17 protein-coding genes and 1 tRNA gene are annotated in these 16,030 nt (G+C 63.0%); 10 read left to right on the forward strand and 8 right to left on the reverse strand.

Annotated features, from left to right (window positions below; all coding sequences use genetic code 11):
* The first annotated feature begins 4 nt into the window (after positions 1 to 4).
* A complete protein-coding gene (locus tag GRI68_RS01410; RefSeq protein ID WP_160615357.1) occupies positions 5 to 1,066 on the forward strand; it encodes a mannose-1-phosphate guanylyltransferase in 1,062 nt (353 codons plus the stop codon).
* The gene (locus GRI68_RS01415; protein WP_160615358.1) at positions 1,063 to 1,881 is read left to right on the forward strand and encodes a class I mannose-6-phosphate isomerase; all 819 of its coding nucleotides are present in this window, start codon (positions 1,063 to 1,065) and stop codon (positions 1,879 to 1,881) included. The genes GRI68_RS01410 and GRI68_RS01415 overlap by 4 nt, the downstream gene beginning before the upstream one ends.
* Here the strand turns inward: GRI68_RS01415 and GRI68_RS01420 are convergent.
* The 6 genes from GRI68_RS01420 to GRI68_RS01445 all read right to left on the reverse strand — a co-directional run bounded on the left by GRI68_RS01420 (position 1,878) and on the right by GRI68_RS01445 (position 9,305).
* Entirely contained in the window at positions 1,878 to 4,430 is a 2,553-nt protein-coding gene (locus GRI68_RS01420; RefSeq protein ID WP_160615359.1) for an HWE histidine kinase domain-containing protein, read from the reverse strand. The two genes, GRI68_RS01415 and GRI68_RS01420, sit on opposite strands and share 4 nt — an antisense overlap.
* A complete protein-coding gene (locus GRI68_RS01425) occupies positions 4,427 to 5,023 on the reverse strand; it encodes a biliverdin-producing heme oxygenase (RefSeq protein WP_160615360.1) in 597 nt (198 codons plus the stop codon). Before GRI68_RS01425 ends, GRI68_RS01420 begins: the two co-directional genes overlap by 4 nt.
* Positions 5,024 to 5,104: 81 nt before the next feature.
* Entirely contained in the window at positions 5,105 to 5,428 is a 324-nt protein-coding gene (locus GRI68_RS01430) for a polyhydroxyalkanoic acid system family protein (protein WP_160615361.1), read from the reverse strand.
* Positions 5,428 to 6,204 carry a hypothetical protein gene (locus tag GRI68_RS01435; protein WP_160615362.1) on the reverse strand — a complete coding sequence of 259 codons (777 nt, stop codon included), beginning with the start codon at positions 6,202 to 6,204 and terminating at the stop codon, positions 5,428 to 5,430. The genes GRI68_RS01430 and GRI68_RS01435 overlap by 1 nt, the downstream gene beginning before the upstream one ends.
* 10 nt (positions 6,205 to 6,214) lie before the next feature.
* The gene (locus GRI68_RS01440) at positions 6,215 to 7,423 is read right to left on the reverse strand and encodes a toxic anion resistance protein (RefSeq protein WP_160615363.1); all 1,209 of its coding nucleotides are present in this window, start codon (positions 7,421 to 7,423) and stop codon (positions 6,215 to 6,217) included.
* A 142-nt stretch (positions 7,424 to 7,565) separates the two neighbouring features.
* Positions 7,566 to 9,305: a fatty acyl-AMP ligase gene (locus GRI68_RS01445; protein WP_160615364.1), complete on the reverse strand. Its 1,740-nt coding sequence runs from the start codon at positions 9,303 to 9,305 to the stop codon at positions 7,566 to 7,568.
* Between the two features lie 133 nt (positions 9,306 to 9,438).
* Between GRI68_RS01445 and GRI68_RS01450 the strand changes: the two genes are divergently transcribed.
* The 4 genes from GRI68_RS01450 to GRI68_RS01465 are packed head-to-tail and all read left to right on the forward strand — an operon-like array spanning position 9,439 to position 11,420.
* Complete coding sequence (locus GRI68_RS01450; RefSeq protein ID WP_160615365.1) at positions 9,439 to 9,978, forward strand: regulatory protein RecX; 540 nt, start codon at positions 9,439 to 9,441, stop codon at positions 9,976 to 9,978.
* 5 nt (positions 9,979 to 9,983) lie between these two features.
* Positions 9,984 to 10,466 (forward strand): DUF192 domain-containing protein, encoded by a 483-nt coding sequence (locus GRI68_RS01455; protein ID WP_325063737.1) that lies wholly within the window; start codon positions 9,984 to 9,986, stop codon positions 10,464 to 10,466.
* Between the two features lie 52 nt (positions 10,467 to 10,518).
* Positions 10,519 to 10,917, forward strand: a complete 399-nt coding sequence (locus GRI68_RS01460) for an NADH:ubiquinone oxidoreductase subunit NDUFA12 (protein WP_160615367.1) — start codon at positions 10,519 to 10,521, stop codon at positions 10,915 to 10,917.
* Positions 10,917 to 11,420 carry a DUF2155 domain-containing protein gene (locus GRI68_RS01465; protein WP_199799687.1) on the forward strand — a complete coding sequence of 168 codons (504 nt, stop codon included), beginning with the start codon at positions 10,917 to 10,919 and terminating at the stop codon, positions 11,418 to 11,420. Before GRI68_RS01460 ends, GRI68_RS01465 begins: the two co-directional genes overlap by 1 nt.
* On the opposite strand, the gene aat is transcribed toward GRI68_RS01465, so the two are convergent.
* Positions 11,360 to 12,073 carry a leucyl/phenylalanyl-tRNA--protein transferase gene (gene aat, locus GRI68_RS01470; protein ID WP_160615369.1) on the reverse strand — a complete coding sequence of 238 codons (714 nt, stop codon included), beginning with the start codon at positions 12,071 to 12,073 and terminating at the stop codon, positions 11,360 to 11,362. The genes GRI68_RS01465 and aat overlap by 61 nt on opposite strands.
* 87 nt (positions 12,074 to 12,160) lie before the next feature.
* Here aat and GRI68_RS01475 point away from each other — a divergent pair.
* Positions 12,161 to 12,236 (forward strand) — tRNA-Trp (locus GRI68_RS01475).
* A gap of 73 nt (positions 12,237 to 12,309) precedes the next feature.
* Here the strand turns inward: GRI68_RS01475 and GRI68_RS01480 are convergent.
* On the reverse strand, positions 12,310 to 12,582 hold the full coding sequence (locus GRI68_RS01480) for a hypothetical protein (RefSeq protein WP_199799688.1): 273 nt from the start codon (positions 12,580 to 12,582) through the stop codon (positions 12,310 to 12,312).
* Between the two features lie 120 nt (positions 12,583 to 12,702).
* Between GRI68_RS01480 and serS the strand changes: the two genes are divergently transcribed.
* From serS to GRI68_RS01495, 3 genes are read left to right on the forward strand one after another with little or no spacing between them, the layout of a single operon-like run.
* Positions 12,703 to 14,118 carry a serine--tRNA ligase gene (gene serS, locus GRI68_RS01485; RefSeq protein WP_160615370.1) on the forward strand — a complete coding sequence of 472 codons (1,416 nt, stop codon included), beginning with the start codon at positions 12,703 to 12,705 and terminating at the stop codon, positions 14,116 to 14,118.
* Positions 14,118 to 14,882 carry a 5'/3'-nucleotidase SurE gene (surE, locus tag GRI68_RS01490; protein ID WP_160615371.1) on the forward strand — a complete coding sequence of 255 codons (765 nt, stop codon included), beginning with the start codon at positions 14,118 to 14,120 and terminating at the stop codon, positions 14,880 to 14,882. Before serS ends, surE begins: the two co-directional genes overlap by 1 nt.
* A gap of 7 nt (positions 14,883 to 14,889) precedes the next feature.
* Positions 14,890 to 15,990, forward strand: a complete 1,101-nt coding sequence (locus tag GRI68_RS01495; RefSeq protein ID WP_160615372.1) for a potassium channel family protein — start codon at positions 14,890 to 14,892, stop codon at positions 15,988 to 15,990.
* Positions 15,991 to 16,030: the final 40 nt, after the last annotated feature.

Below are 16,030 nucleotides of genomic sequence, written 5' to 3' on the forward strand. Positions count from 1 at the left end.
TTCTATGAGCGCGACTGCCCCGACACATAAAACGAAGATAACCCCGGTGATCCTGTGCGGAGGCAGCGGCACGCGGCTTTGGCCAAAGAGCCGACAGGCAAAGCCCAAACCGTTCATTCCGTTGATCGGCAAGACCACCCTGTTTCAGGAGACGCTGGGCCGCTGCAACGATCCTGCGCGCTTCGCGCCACCAACGGTGGTGACCGGAGCGGATCACGCTTCCCATGTCGAAGCGCAATTGCACGGCAGCAGCGAGGCTCGGCTCATCGTGGAGCCTGCGGCGAAAAATACCGCCCCGGCAATCGCTCTGGCGGCGTTGCAGCTGCCCGAAGACGCGGTGATGCTGGTCTGTCCGAGCGACCATCATATTGCCGACCCGGATGCGTTTGCGGAGGCGGCCATGACAGCCGCCGCGCTCGCGCAGGACGACTGGCTGGTGAGCTTCGGCATTGCCGCAACCGCGCCCGAGACCGGTTATGGCTATCTCCGCCGCGGTGAACCGATCGGCGATGGCGCCTACCGTACGGCAAAATTTGTCGAAAAGCCCGATCTCGATCGTGCGCAACAGTTCGTCGCCGATGGAGGATATGCCTGGAACGGTGGCATCTTCGCCTTCCGCGCAGGCGCCTTCCTCGAAGAATTGGGGCGCTATCGGCCCGAAATGCTGGCCGCTGTACGCGACGCGGTCACCGGTGGCTCAGAGCGCGACCGCACGTTCCATCCCGCCGCATCGCCATTTGCAAAGATCGAGGGCGATTCGATCGATTATGCGGTGATGGAAAAGACATCCCGCGCCGCAATGGTGCCGGTCGACATGGGCTGGTCGGACATCGGCAGCTGGCCGGCCTTGCGCGATGTTCTGGACGCAGACGCGGAAGGCAATGTCGCCAGCGCAAGTGCCGAACTCGTCGATTGCCGCAATGTCATGGCCGTCAGTGACGGACCGCGCATATCCGCGATCGGGCTGGAGGATGTGATCGTGGTGGTCGATGGAGACGAAGTGCTCGTCACGACCGCGGATGGCGCGCAAAAAGTCGGCAAACTCTCCGGCGCGGCCAGTCAGTGAGCGCCGCGCTTTCCACCCGCCAGGTCGAGAAGGTCTGGGGTCGCGATACACTGCCCGCACCGTTCGTTGCGCCTGAAGGCCGACGCATCGGCGAGATCTGGTTCGAGCCCCCCGCTGTGCTCGACAGCCTGCTCGTCAAATACCTCTTCACCAGCGAGAAACTGTCGGTCCAGGTCCATCCCGACGATGAGCAGGTGCGCAAGCTGGGGGAAGGCCAGCGCGGCAAGGAGGAATGTTGGCTGGTAATCGATGCGGATCCCGGGGCCACGCTGGGCATCGGCTTCGATGCGCCGCTGACGGCTGCGGAGATACGCGCCGCCGCGCTGGATGGCAGCATCGAGCAATTGATGACTTGGCATCCGGTGGAGGCGGGGGACTTCTTCTACATCCCTGCCGGAACGGTGCATACGATCGGCCCGGGCGTGAGTCTGATCGAAGTCCAGCAGAACTGCGACATCACTTACCGACTCTACGACTATGGTCGAGAGCGCGAGCTGCAGCTCGATCGCGCGGTCGAAGTGGCAAACGGCGAGCCCTATGCCGATCCGCGCTATTGCCACGTGCCCGACAGAGGAGAGCGGTGGTTGACCGACGGTCCGCGCTTCCGTCTGCTTCGCAGCGACGGCGATGTGCAAGAGACCTCTGCATTCGGTGATACGCCGCTGCTGGTTCTTCCGCTCGATCGCCCACTGGATGTCGCGGGAGAGATGATCGCACCGGGCGGATGCGCCGTCGCCAATTCGATCCGGGATATCGATTTCGTCCCATCGGGCCGCGCCTTGCTGGCACAGCCTTGCGACGGGGACGAAGCCTAGGCGCCTTCGCCGATTTTCCGGAAAACGCCAGCGATGTCGTCGCGGTCGTAAGGCTTCGACAAGATGGCGAGCAGGTCGATCTGCTCGAGCTCGCGCATTGCTTCGCCATAGCCCGTTGCCATGGCCACCGGCACACCGCTATCGGCCAGCTTTCGGGCCAGCGGTTCGCTCGTCTCGTCACCCAGATTGTAGTCTAGGATCGCAAGATCGGGAGTTCCCGATGCGAGCGCCCTTTCGGCTTCGGCGATAGAGCCGGCCACGAGCACTTCGCCGACGCCAAGATCGCGCAGCGTTTCCTCGGTATCCATCGCGATGATCATGTTGTCTTCGACCAGGAGGACCCGTCCGGGCGTTTGTACAGCCATGTTGTCTCCTTGGCCGGCTCGATCCGACTCTTCGTTCTTGGCGGAGCGGATAGCGCTCTGCTTTGCAAGTGAAGCGTTTGGAATGCAGAAATCGGCTTCGACGCCGCCTAGCTTGTAGCGAATCTTGGCATCGCCCTTAAGCTCGTAGGGAATCGAACGCTCGATGATCGTCGACCCGAACCCCCGTCGCTCGGGCGCCTTGACCGGCGGACCGCCCATTTCACGCCAGCGAATGTGCAGATCTCCATCGCCATCGCGTTCGAGCGTGACGTCGACACTGCCATTGCTGTCGCACAGCGCGCCGTATTTTGCGGCGTTGGTCATCATCTCGTGGATCACCAGCGCCATCGTCGAATAGGCGGTCGGATGCAGCAGCGCATCGTCGCCTTCGACATGGACGCGGTGGCCCTTATTGCTCGAATAAGCGGCCGCTTCGACTTCGATAAGCCTGGTCAGCGAGGCGGGGGCCCAGTTCTCCGCCGTGAGCGCATCATGCGCGCTCGCCAGGGCACGAATACGTCCACCCACGATCTCGGCGAAGCTCGGCACGTCCTCGGCCTGGCCGCGGCTCTGTTCGATCAAGCCGCGGATCAGGGTCAGGATATTGCGCACGCGATGGTTGAGTTCGGCAATCAACAGATCCTGCTTCTGCTGCGACTGCGATCGTTCTTCCATCTGCTTGTCGGCAAGCCGCAGGAGGACTTCCAGCAAGGTCACGCGCAACATTTGCGCAAGGCGGATTTCGTCGTCGTGCCAATCGGCGCTGGTGCCTTCGACCTCCTGCTTCCAGCTTTCGAAGCTGGCCCGCGGGGTTAGCGTTGCGCCGTTCGGGCCTTGTTCGACGGGCTTGTCGGGATTCCCGGCCCATTCGACCGTCTGGCGCAGTTCCTTGCGCCAGAGGACGAGATAATCGCGCGGTCGGCGCGACACCGGAATCACAAGCGCGCCGACGACGCGATCGGAAAACGTGCTCGCTTCGGGGATCTTGTCGACGAGCTTCGCCTCGGCCAGAATCTCGCCGGCAAGCTCGCTGTTGAAATAGGGTAGAAGGGGAAGAAATTCTTCCTCGTTCGGCGCGGCATTGCGCGCGACGTACTTCCCGTCGACATAGGCGCTGGCACCGTCATGGTCGATCAGGCCTTTAACGGCGTCGATGATCATCGGCAAATTGCCGGCGATATCGTCTTCGTCTGCAAGACGCATCATGACCTGGTCGTGGATTTCCCGACCCTGATCGGCCGTCTGCCGGGCGGAATCGGCCAATCGCTGGTCGAGCGTCAGCGAGAACATCTGGGCGAGCAATTCTCCGGCCGTGCGTACCGAGAACGGCAGCAATATCGGCTCTGAATTGTGGCATGCGAAAAGGCCCCATAATTCGCCGCGGACGATCACGGAAATAGACAGCGACGCACCCACGTCCATATTTCTCAGATACTGGATATGGATCGGACTCACGGCGCGCAGGGTGCCGAGCGAAAGATCGAGTGGCCCACGCGGCGGGTTTTCCGGCAGGAGTGGAATCGTCTCGCCATCGACATCGGCGATGATCCGCAGAAGATTGCGCTTGTAGAGTTCGCGGGCCTGTTTCGGAATGTCGGTCGCCGGGTAGCGCAAGCCGTAAAAGCTATCGATTCCATCGCCTAGGCTTTCGGCCACGACTTCGCCTGTGCCATCGCGGTGAAACTTGTACAACATGACCCGATCCATGCCGAGCACGTCGCGCAGCATCTTGCAGGCGATCGTGCTGAGCTTGTCGGTCGATGCGGCTGCTTCGAGCTGGCGGGTGAGGGGGCGAAGATTGTTCAGCGACTGGTTCTGGCGCCGGGCATCGTGGCGCTCGATTTCCATCACCAGCTGGCGCCCACTCAGGTGAATGGCGAGGTCGTAGAGCTGGCCGTCTCCAAGTAGTTCGATGCCGAAACTGCGCTCGATAGCGTCCTGCTCGTTCAGCCGCCCCATTGCGCTGCGGATTTCCTCGACCGCCTTACGCGCGAAAATCTCGCGGATCGGGAAACCGGCTTCGAGCGGACGGTCGAGTTCGAGAAAGTCCTGTGCGTTTGCAGACCAGCGCGAGACGAGCCAATCGCTGCCGACCGCGATCAGCGCACCGAACGGCTGGATCCGCTCGATGAGGTGGATCGGCTCGCGATCGCAATTGGTTAGGTCGACGTCATATTCGCTCATGCCGCTAGGCTCTTGCCGGAGTCGCGAAGCAGATCAAGCGCTTCATTGAAATGCACAAACACCTTCGAAGCCGCGTAAACGGCCCGTTCGGCGTACGCTTCGTGCGGGGGCGCTTCGAGGTGCGGCAGGAGATCGCGCCACGCGTCGCGCATTCTCTCGTCGGCAAGAAACGCCGTCGGCCCAGCAAAGGCGGAATCGTTTTTTAGCCCGTGAAGAATTGCCCGGTTGCCGAGATGCGATCCGGCCAAGGCCCAGGCGACCCCGATTGCCCCGTTGTCGAGACTGCGCCCGAACATGCGGGTGAGGGGTAGCGGAGCGCCCAGTGCGGCAAGATCCTGCGCGATCAGCGGCGTGGTGGGCGGCAGCGTCGGCGCTTCGGCTTGCGAGGCGAGCCATTGCTCGACCGGCAAGCGGGCGGCGTACTGGAAGGTCAAAAAATCTCGATAGGAATCGGGATCAGCCAGATCGAGGCTCGTCACTGCCGTGTCGAGCCGATCATGCGCATCCCGTGTCTCGCTGCGCAGAATTTTGCGCAGGCTTGCGTCGTCTTCATTCAAATTACTGGTCAACTCTGCGATCCCATCCCCGTCCACGACGAGCGCAAAGACATGGGCCGTGCGAGGGTCGCTGGGACAGAAATGGTGTGCGGTACGTTAAGTTCCCGAAATCCCGACTCAATCCTCGGCCACTCGACCGCTGCGATGGTCGAGCATCTTGGTGCCGCCCTTATGGATCGCTTTTTCGATCATCGGTCCGAAGAAAGACAGAGCGGGTGGCAGCGTCACATTGAAGACGACTTGTGCGTCCTCGATATCGACATGCCCGGTAACCTCCTGCCCCATTGCCGCGACCGAAAGCCGCATCCGGTCCTCGTTCGGCCAGTCGGTTTCCACATCGGCCATGCCGCCGGGGACATAGTCCTTCAGCTGGTCGGACGAGCCCGCCATGCGTCGGCGAACTTCCTCGCGGGTAAGTTCGTGGGGAATCGCAATACGCATCAGCCGTTCTCTCCATTGCGGCGATCGGCCGACTTGTCTTCGAGCGCCTCGACATCGCCATAGGCGTAATCGAGGTAGCGCGTCTTGATCGCGAGATCGTCGAGATCGCCGGCGGCCAATTGGCGGGTCACATGATCGATCTCCTTGGAGATCTTCGACAGGCTTTCTGTCACTTGCGCATCGGGCGTCGATCCAGCGCGCTCTTCGTTGCGCAAATGGGCCGGAATGCGGCGATAGCTCTCGATCGTCTCGGGCAGGTGCTCGCCGACCAGCTTGCGGACTTGCTGCGCGGCCGGATGACCGGCGTCGATACTGTCGAGCTGGAGGCCAAGGGCATCCAGTTGAACGCCCATGTCCTCGACCACGCGCGCGGCAGGCGCGGGCAGGGCAGGCACCTGGTTTTCGAGCCACAATTCGGTCTGCGCGACCAGACGCCCTGCATCCTGCGTCTTCGTCAGGTCGGCACGTTTCGGCGTCTTCACCTTCGGATAATTCCCGAACACAAACGCGGCAACAATCACCGCCAGCGCGATCAGCATGACGCCGACAAAGCCGATTCCGTTCAGAATGATGCCGGCAGCAGTCCCGGCCACGAGAATCGCCAGCACGGCACCGACGAAGTACTTCACGCGGTCGAGGATGTTCGAGCGCTTGGCGCGTGCAGCACCTTGGCCGATCGAACCCTCGCGCCGGTGCCGTCCGCCTGCGCGATTGTCGTCGCGCAGGACACGGCCCTGCTGGATCAGACGGTCGGATTGATCGGTCAAATCGCCCATCGGACCTGTCTTACCCTTCGAGGCTCAGCAGGCCGCCGTCGGACACCTGCTTCTGGGCCTGAGACTGGCCTTCGGCGCGGGCGATATAGCCCTTCGATTTTTCGACTTCGCCCGACAGTGTTTCAACCGTCTGCTTCATCGAGTCGAGCGCGCGAATCTTGAATTCGTCGACCTCGTCCATCGTGTCGTAGATGTTCTGGAATGCGCGCTGCAGCGTTTCGAGCGGGATGGTCGAGGCGGCAGCCTGCTCATGGATCTTGCCGGTCTGCTCGCGCAGCATGGTGCTGGTAGAATCGATGATCCCGGCAGTGGTGTCGTTGAGCGCGGTAATCTGCCCCAGCACGAGGCGCTGGTTCGTCATGGCCTCGGCCACCGTCACCGCGGTGCGCAGCGCACCGACCGTGGTGGTGCTGGCGCGATCGACGCCTTTCACCAGTTCGATATTGTTCTTCTTGACCAGATCGAGCGAGAGATAGCCCTGCACACTGACCGCCATTTGCGTGAGCAGGTCCTGCGTGCGCTGACGGACGTAGAACAGCGCGGTTTCGCGGATCGCCTTGGCTTTTTCGGGATCGGTCGCGTCGAGCTCGTCGGCTTTGTCTTCGAGCTTGGCATCGAGCGCGCGGGAGATGTGGATCATCTGCTCCAGATTGCCCATCGCCTCCCACAGCTTCTGCCGTTCGACGTCGATTGCGGCATTGTCCATCTGCAGTTCGTCCTTGCCGTTCGCCAGCTTGCCGAGGATCGACTGGATATGCGTCTGCGCGCTCTGGTAGCTCTGGAAATAGCTCTTCAGCTTGTTGCCGAAGGGAATGATGCCGAGGATCTTGCGACCGGTGGTCAGCTTGCCGCGCTTCGAAGGGTCGAGATCCTCGACCACGGTGCGAAGTTCCATCAGGTTGGCGCCGACGCCTTCGTCCTGGTCCATCGCGCGGACCGGACGATCGAGGAAGCGGTTCGACATCTGCGCCGCCGCCTGGATTTCCCGGCGGCCCATATTGGTGATCTGGTCGACCTTCTTGCCGAATTCAGGCGAATTGGCGTCGATCGACACCAGTTCGGTGACGAAGCCTTCGACCTTTTCCTCAAGCTTCGATTTCTTCTCTTCCGAAACCGGTACGAGACCCGCCGCCTTTTCGGGTGCAACTGCGGGCACCGGATCGGGCGGAGTCAGTTCGAGATCGGTTTCAACTGCGGTGGTCGTCTTCGTTTCGGCCATTCAATCCTCCGCCCACTGTATTAGGTATGCAGGACACGTAGTTCAAGCATCCTAGCGCGCGATTCCACGAAATGCTCGTGCAAATCGATCGGAAAGGGGAGTCTGTCGGTTCGCCGCCCGTTCGTACGGGCGAAAGAAGATATCAGGCTGCGAGATCGAGCGGCGCGATCTCTCCGGTCAGATAGAGCTTCTTGGCCTTGGCGCGGCTCAACTTGCCCGAACTGGTGCGGGGAAGTGTACGCGGCGGCACGAGTTCGACAACGCATGGCGTCCCGGTGACCGATTGCACCTTGTCGCGGATCTGGTCGCGCAGCTTGCGTCGCTCTTCCGGATCGGAAACGCGGCAATGGACCAGCACGGCAGGCGCTTCGGCCCCGTCCTCGGTCTCGATCGCGAAGGCCGCGATATCGCCGTGGTTGAAGCCGGGCAGTTGCTCGACCGCCCATTCGATATCCTGCGGCCAGTGGTTCTTGCCGTTGATGATGATCATGTCCTTCGCCCGGCCGACGATGAACAGGTAATCGTCCGCCTGATAGCCCATGTCCCCGGTGTCGAGCCAGCCATCGACCATGCAGGCCTCGGTCGATTCGGGATCGCGGAAATAGGAGTGCATGACGCTGGGACCCTTGCACCAGACCTTGCCGATCTGGTGGTCCGCCTTGGCGCTGCCGTCTTCGGCGCGGATCTCGACTTCCATGTCGGTCACCGGCTTGCCGCAGTTCACGATTGCGCGATAGCGCGCCGGGCGTGACAGATCGCGGGCGGAGCCCGAAAGGCGTTCCTCTTCCACGAGTTCGACGCGGATGCCTTCGCCCGGGGGCATGATGGTGACGGCCAGGGTCGCTTCGGCGAGGCCGTAGCTCGGCAGGAAGGACGAGGCCTTGAATCCCGCGTCGGCAAAGGCGTTGACGAAGTTCTGCATAACGTCTGGCCGGATCATGTCCGCCCCGTTGCCCGCCACGCGCCAGCGCGACAGGTCGAACCGTTCGGCGACGTTGCTCTGGCTGGAAATGCGGCGCGCGCAGATGTCGTAGCCGAACGTCGGCGAATAGCTGAGCGTGGTGCCCTGGTTGCGGCTGATCAGATCGAGCCAGGCGAGCGGACGCCGGGCGAAATGCTCGGTTTTCAGATAGTCGGTCGAAACCTGGTTCGCGATCGGAGAAAGCAGGCAGCCGACGAGACCCATGTCGTGATACCACGGCAACCACGATACGCAGCGGTCCTTCGGCTCCAGCTTCATGCCGAGCCCATGGCCCCGCAAATTGTTGAGCAGCGAAGCATGGGTGACTGCGACCCCGTGGGGGAAGCGGGTCGAGCCGCTCGAATATTGCAGATAGCAGATATCGTCCGGGCTGGATTCGAGCAGGTCGCAATCGGCCGCGTCACGCGTGGTGAATTCTTCCCAGGAAATCGCTTCGACCTCGCGGGCCTTGGCGGCGTCGCCCACCAATTCGCTGATCTCTTCCGGGAAGAACAGGACCTTGGGATCGCAGCTTTTGAGCTGGACCGCGAGCTGATCGGTATAGTTATCCTTGCCGCCGAACGTGGTCGGCAGCGGCAGCGGAACCGGCCACGCCCCGGCATAGATACAGCCGCAGAACAGTGCCGCGAAATGCGGATTGGTTTCCGCGATCAGCGCAATCCGGTCACCCGGCGCGATGCCGTGCGCGACGAGCCGGCGCGCCATGGCCAGGGCATCGTCACGCAATTCGCTATATGGATACACCCTTTCGAGCGTGCCGCGTGGATCGTGAAAATTCAACCCGCGCGTGCCGGAAGCGGCATAATCGATGGCTTCTCCGAAAGTGCGAAAATCGGCGAAACGGCGTTCGAGGGCATCCCCGTTGGGGGTCGGCACGAGGGTGCCGGTCGAGTCTGTCATATCAGTGAAATGTCCCGCTCTTCATCCCAAGCATTTGTTTTCGCGGCGCTTTTGCGCTTACTCTGCCATTGAGGGACGGCTCGTTGGCAATCTGGGGTCCCTGTTTAGGGCCAAGTGTGGCATGAATAGGGCAATGAGCCGTCCGCGCAAGCCTCGCCCGCCACTCGAACGTGCGCAACTCAGCGATCTCGCGCTGCATTATGCCGGGCGCTATATGACCACGGCGAAAAAACTCGAGGATTATCTGCGCCGCAAATTGCGCGAGCGTGGCTGGGCGGGCGACGGCGACCCGCCGGTCGATGAGATCGTTGCGAAATGCGTCGAGCAGCGCTTCGTGGACGATGAAGCTTATGCCGCTGCCAAGTCCGATGCGCTGTTGCGGCGGGGCTATGGCGCGCAGCGTATCTCGCAGGCGCTCCACCATGCCGGCGTGTCAGGAGACATCCGCGATGAGCATGCGCCGGAGGAACGCGATCGCCGAATGGCGGCGCTGGCGCTGGCGCGGCGGCGACGCTTCGGCCCGTTTTCGCGCGTGACGGTGGATCAGCCATTGCGTGAGAAGCAGGTGGCGGCGATGATGCGCGCCGGACATGCGCCGCACCATGCGCGCGCGATCGTCGATGCAAGAAGCGAGAACGAGGCGGAAGAATGGGTGGCGGATACAGAAGACTGAAATCGGTGCGTTTTCCCATCGGGGCGATACTTGGCGCACTGGCGCTTGCGGCCTGTTCGACCAGCGCGACAGAGGAAGCTCCGCCGCAGGAAACCGCCGCGCGCACCCACGCCGAATCGGGTCTCGAGCTGATCGACGTCACGATCGACACGGGCGAAGGCAAGCATGTGTTCACGACCGAGGTCGCCGGGTCGTCGCAGGAACAGGCGAAGGGGCTGATGTTCCGTTCGGAACTGGGTGCGGATCAAGCGATGATTTTCCCCACCGAACAGCCGCAAGAGCGTAGTTTCTGGATGAAGAACACGCTCATTCCGCTCGATCTGCTCTTCATCGGGGCGGACAAGCGGATCGTGAACATCGCCGCGATGGCCGAACCCTATTCGCTCGATCCGATCCCGTCGGACGGGCCGGTGATCGCAGTGCTGGAGATTGCCGGGGGTCGCGCGGCCGAATTGAAGATCGAACCGGGCGACACGGTGTCGTGGTAAGGGCCAGCAAGCGATTGCAGCCGGGCGGCGCTTGGGCTAGGCGCAGCGCGCTATGAAAATCCTCTCCAAGATCTTCACCTGGTGGAACGGTGCTACGATCGGCACCATGCTCGCCGCATCGCGCGGGTTCGAACATGTCGGCACCGACGCGCAGGGCAACAAGTATTATCGCTCGAAGAAGAAGACCGGAGACGGTCGCGAGCGTCGCTGGGTGATCTACGAGGGCGCCAACGATGCGAGCCGCGTGCCGAGCGAATGGCACGGCTGGCTCCACGGTTCGGGCGACGATGTGCCGGAAAGCTTCCTGCCGCCGGCCAAGGTCTGGGAAGCCGATTACACCCCCAACGCCACCGGCACCGAAACGCGCTACCTTCCACAGGGCGCGATCCAGCGCGGCGGCAACCGCGCGCGCGCCACGGGCGATTACGAAGCGTGGTCGCCGGACGCGTGATGCGCGCGGTTTTGCCGCTGGCGGCGCTGCTGGCGCTGAGCGCCTGCAAGGACGAGCCGGCTGAAAACACCGTCGCGCGCAACGAGATTCCCGACGAGATCGAGCGCGCCGATACGCCGCCGGTCGAACCTGCCGATGAAATCGAGGGCGCGACTCCGCGCGAAGAACGCGTTGCGACGCTCGGCCTGCTTAACAAGCGCAACAATCTGACACAGGATATCGAGATCAAGCCCGGCGAAACCAAGCGCGCGGGCAATGTGATCGTGCGCCTCGCCACTTGCGAGCGGACTCCGCCGTGGGAACGCCCCGCCGAAACCGGCGCCTTTGCGCAGGTCTTCGTCAATGAACGCGGGCCCGATGGCGGCGATGTCGACTGGCGGCGCGTGTTCTCGGGATGGCTGTTCAAGAACTCGCCCAGCGTCAACGTGGTCGAACACCCGGTCTACGATGTGTGGGTGAAGGATTGCGCAATGAGCTTCCCGGGCGAAACACCCGACGCCTGAGCGCGGGCTTCGAGCGCCCCGAACCCTTCGGGCAGCGTCACCGATTCGCTTTTCAGCGCGCGGCGCAAAAGCGTCAGATAATCGTCCTGCGATAGAGTCTGCGCCCCGAGCGAGCGCAGATGGGAGGTGATGAATTGGCAATCGAGCAATTGCTTGCCGCACTCGCGCATCGCCGCCACGAGCCACGCCAGCGCGATCTTTGAAGCGTTGTCGGCCCGGCTGAACATGCTTTCCCCGCAGAAGGTGCCGGGCAAATCGACGCCGTAGAGCCCGCCCACCAGTCCGCCCTCGCGCCAGACTTCGATCGAATGCGCATGCCCGGCCTGGTGGAGCGCCGTGTAGCTCGCTTCGATCCCATGGCTGATCCACGTGCCCGATTCGCTGTCCTCGCCGTCAGGCCGCGGCTCGGCGCAGCCGTCGACGACGGCAGCGAAATCCCGATTGCAGGTCACCTCGAAGCGCTGCTGCCGCAGGAGCTTGCGCAGCGAGGTCGAGGCGGGAAAGCCGTCGAGCGGGATGATCGCGCGTTCGCGCGGTTCAACCCAGAAGATTTCGGTTTCATCGCGCGCATCGGCCATCGGGAAGATCCCGCTGCGATAGGCGGCGAGCAGGATATCGACCGGAATCGGCGGAGGCGGCGGGGGGGCATGCATCGATCCCCTGTCCCTAGCATCGCGAACCCTGCGCGCCTATCCGCTTGCCATTCGCGCGCGTCCGCCTTAGAGCGCGCATCCGCCTGCAGGGGTGTAGCTCAGCTGGTAGAGCATCGGTCTCCAAAACCGAGGGCCACGGGTTCGAATCCTGTCACCCCTGCCATGGCGCAACAGCAAACGGGCCCGAACGATTCGCATCGTCCGGGCCCGTTCGCGTTTGAAATGGCGGTGTCGCGTTAGACCGTTGCCGGCTCGCGCGTGGTCGCCTTGGTGGTGCTGGGCGATCGGTTCTCGAGTGCCGGAGGCGCGTCGTTTTCCGCCTGCTGCTTGTCGAAATACTTCTTCGCGAGATACCCGCCCGCGCCAAGCGCGATCATGGCGGGGATACTGAGGCGACGCAGGGCCGACGCGGCGGCGACGCCGATCAGGGCTCCTGCAGGACCGTCAATCCCGCGCGACTGCTGGGCGGCCTTGCCGCCGACGAATGCTCCGATAATCTTGCCAATCATGTGGTATTCTCCTTTGCCTCACCAACGGTTGGCCGGGGGGAGCGTTCCGCAGGCCGCGCTCGATCGCCCCGCTGTAGCGGCGTCTTGAGCCCAAGGGCGAAAGCCGCCATAGCGCCGCGCATGCACGATCTCGCTACCATCCGCTCCGCCCCGCAGGATTTCGACTCCGCTCTCGCCCGCCGGGGAGCCGATCCGGTCGCCGACGAGGTGATCGCGCTCGATGCCCGCCGCCGCGAAGTCCAGACCAAGCTCCAGGACATGCAGTCGCGCCGCAATGCCTCGTCGAAAGCGATCGGCCAGGCGATGGGGAAGGGCGACAAGGATGAAGCCGAACGGCTGAAGGGCGAAGTCGCCGAGATCAAGCAGGCGATGCCCGCGCTCGAGGGGCAGGAGCGCGAACTGGGCGCGCAGCTCACCGGCATTCTTGAAATGCTGCCCAATATTCCCGCCGCCGACGTTCCCGATGGTGCGGACGAGGACGACAATGTCGAAGTGTCGAGGTGGGGCGAGAAGCCCGATTTCGATTTCACGCCGAAAGAACACGCCGATCTCGGCCCCGCGCTGGGGATGGATTTCGAGACCGGTGCGAAGATTTCCGGCGCGCGCTTCACCTTCCTGCGCGGCGGCATGGCTCGGCTTCACCGGGCGCTCGCCCAATTCATGCTCAACCGGCAGGTGGACGAGAACGGGTACAGCGAATGCAACCCTCCGGTGCTGGTGAGCGATGCGGCGATGTATGGCACCGACAAGTTGCCCAAGTTCGCCGAAGATAGCTTCGAAACCGCTTGGACCATCAAACGCGAAACAATAGACAAAATAATCGATGAGGCTTCAGAAGTCTCAACCGGCGGACCTTGGTCAGCTGAAACCTTGGCACGTCAGAAAGACGTCGCTTGGGATGCAGTCAATGCTCGAGACAACCGACGTCTGTGGTTGATCCCCACCTCCGAGGTCAGCCTCACCAGCTCGGTGATGGGCGAGATCATCGACGATCTTTCGCAGCCTATGCGCCTCACCGCGCTGACGCCGTGCTTCCGCTCCGAAGCTGGGGCGGCGGGCAAGGATACGCGCGGATTCATTCGCCAGCACCAGTTCGAAAAGGTCGAAATGGTCTCGATCTGCCGGCCCGAAGACAGCGAGGCCGAGCATGAGCGGATGACCGAATGTGCCGAGGGCATCCTCGAAGCGCTGGACCTGCCCTATCGCAAGATGCTGCTGTGCACCGGCGACATGGGCTTCGGCGCGCGCAAGACCTACGATCTTGAAGTGTGGCTGCCGGGGCAGGGGGCCTATCGCGAGATCAGTTCCTGCTCGAACACCGGCGATTTCCAGGCGCGGCGGATGAATGCCCGTTATCGGCCGGAGGGCGAGAAGAAGACCGCCTTCGTTCACACGCTCAACGGCTCGGGCCTCGCGGTCGGTCGCACGCTCGTCGCTGTGCTGGAGAACTATCAGAACGAAGACGGCAGCGTGACCGTGCCCGACGTGCTGCAACAATATATGGGCGGGCTAACCAAGCTGGAGGCCGTTGCCTGATGCGCATTCTTCTCACCAATGACGACGGGATCCACGCGCCGGGCCTCGAAGTGCTCGAACATATCGCGCGCCAGTTCACCGACGATGTGTGGATCGTCGCCCCGTCCGAGGAAGCCTCGGGCGCCGGACATTCGCTCACGCTCACTCGCCCGGTGCGGCTGCGCAAGCATGGCGAGCGGCGCTTCTCAGTCACCGGCACGCCGACCGATGCGGTGACGATGGGCCTGAAGCAGGTGCTCGATTCGCCGCCCGACGTGATCCTGTCCGGCGTCAATCGCGGGGCCAATCTGGGCGACGACATCACCTATTCGGGCACGGTCTCGGCGGCGATGGAAGGTGCGCTGGCGGGCGTGCGCTCGATCGCGTTGAGCCAGGTCTATTCGCGCGAGGGCTTGGGCAACGATGTGCCGTTCGGCGCGGCACGCGAATGGGGTGCCAAGGTGCTCGAGCCGCTGTTCGCCCTGCCACGGCGCGAGCGCGGACTGATCAACATCAACTTTCCCGCGATCGCGCCCGAAGAAGTGAAGGGCGTGCGCGCGGTTCGGCAGGGCTTCCACGATTACGCTCGTGGCTCGGTGGTGGAAGGCCGCGATCCGCGCGGTTTCCGATACTATTGGTTCGGCTTGCACGGGATCGAACACACGGCCGGCCACGCAACGGACTTGGAAGCGATCGAGGATGGCTATATCGCGGTCACCCCGCTCCAGCTCGACCTCACATGCGAGGCGGAGCTGAAAGCGCTCGAGGAGACGTTCCCGCGGTGATCGATCAGTGAGCAAATCTTCGACCAACAAGGGGCGTACGCGCTTCCAGCCACTGAAGCGCGCGGTGAAGGTGCCGGTCTGGGCCGATATCGGCATCCGCACGCTGGCCGCGCTGTTCCTCGTCTTCGTCGTCATCATGGTGCACTGGTGGGACCGTGGCGGCCTGGTCGACGCGGTCGATGGCGAGGTCAGTTTCCTCGACGTCGTCTATTTTACGATGATCTCGATCACCACCACCGGCTTCGGCGATATCGCCCCGGTGTCCGATCGCGCGCGACTGGTCGAAGCGATCATCGTGACGCCGATCCGTGTCCTCGTCTTCGTCATCTTCGTCGGCACCGCCTACAATTTCGTCATCAAACGCTCTTGGGAGAAATTCCGCATGCAACGTATCCAGGATCAGCTCGACGACCATATCGTCGTGCTCGGCTACGGGATATCCGGCTCCGAGGCGGTCGGCGAATTGATCGAGCGCGGGATCGACCCGCATTGCATCGTCGTGGTCGATGGCAGCCAGCAGCGGTTAGAAGAGGCGGAGATCCTCGGCTGCAACGTGCTGGTCGGCGATGCGACACGTGACGAGACGCTGAAGGCGGTCAGGATCACGCAGGCGCAGTCCGTGCTCGTTTCAGCCGGGCGTGACGATACCTCGATCCTGATCGTGCTGACGGTTCGCCATATCGCACCGAGGGTGCCGATCTCGGTCGTGGTGCGCGCAGACGACAACGAACTGCTCGCGCGGCAGGCGGGGGCCAACAACGTTATCAATCCGGTGCGGTTTACCGGGCTGCTGCTCGCCGGCTCTGCCAAAGGCGCGCATATCGCCGATTACCTCGCCGATCTCGCCTCGGTTTCCGGACGCGTCCAGCTGGTCGAGCGCGAAGTGACCGAGGACGAATGCGGCAAGGCGATCTACGAACTCGACACCGGGGGCAGGGGCCTGCGCGTTTATCGCGACGGCCGCGCGCTCGGCTTCTGGGAAGATGAATGCCAGTCGCTGCGCAAGGGCGACGTGGTGGTCGAGATCATTCCCACCACCGATGGCGAGGCCTTCGGAGACAAGCCGGGTAACGAGATCGAGAACGAGCAGGCCACCGGCGCTTCCTGAGGCGCATCCGGCTCATGCAATCGTGATCTAGCGCAAAGCC

This window comes from Alteriqipengyuania halimionae, assembly GCF_009827575.1.
Taxonomy (GTDB): domain Bacteria; phylum Pseudomonadota; class Alphaproteobacteria; order Sphingomonadales; family Sphingomonadaceae; genus Alteriqipengyuania_A; species Alteriqipengyuania_A halimionae.

Coding starts and splice junctions, on each gene's coding strand:
- GRI68_RS01410 (WP_160615357.1), top strand. CDS start 5: ATGAGCGCGACTGCCCCGACACATAAAACGAAGATAACCCCGGTGATC.
- GRI68_RS01420 (WP_160615359.1), bottom strand. CDS start 4,430: ATGAGCGAATATGACGTCGACCTAACCAATTGCGATCGCGAGCCGATC.
- GRI68_RS01430 (WP_160615361.1), bottom strand. CDS start 5,428: ATGCGTATTGCGATTCCCCACGAACTTACCCGCGAGGAAGTTCGCCGA.
- GRI68_RS01435 (WP_160615362.1), bottom strand. CDS start 6,204: ATGGGCGATTTGACCGATCAATCCGACCGTCTGATCCAGCAGGGCCGT.
- GRI68_RS01440 (WP_160615363.1), bottom strand. CDS start 7,423: ATGGCCGAAACGAAGACGACCACCGCAGTTGAAACCGATCTCGAACTG.
- GRI68_RS01445 (WP_160615364.1), bottom strand. CDS start 9,305: ATGACAGACTCGACCGGCACCCTCGTGCCGACCCCCAACGGGGATGCC.
- GRI68_RS01450 (WP_160615365.1), top strand. CDS start 9,439: ATGAGCCGTCCGCGCAAGCCTCGCCCGCCACTCGAACGTGCGCAACTC.
- GRI68_RS01460 (WP_160615367.1), top strand. CDS start 10,519: ATGAAAATCCTCTCCAAGATCTTCACCTGGTGGAACGGTGCTACGATC.
- GRI68_RS01465 (WP_199799687.1), top strand. CDS start 10,917: ATGCGCGCGGTTTTGCCGCTGGCGGCGCTGCTGGCGCTGAGCGCCTGC.
- aat (WP_160615369.1), bottom strand. CDS start 12,073: ATGCATGCCCCCCCGCCGCCTCCGCCGATTCCGGTCGATATCCTGCTC.
- GRI68_RS01480 (WP_199799688.1), bottom strand. CDS start 12,582: ATGATTGGCAAGATTATCGGAGCATTCGTCGGCGGCAAGGCCGCCCAG.
- serS (WP_160615370.1), top strand. CDS start 12,703: ATGCACGATCTCGCTACCATCCGCTCCGCCCCGCAGGATTTCGACTCC.
- surE (WP_160615371.1), top strand. CDS start 14,118: ATGCGCATTCTTCTCACCAATGACGACGGGATCCACGCGCCGGGCCTC.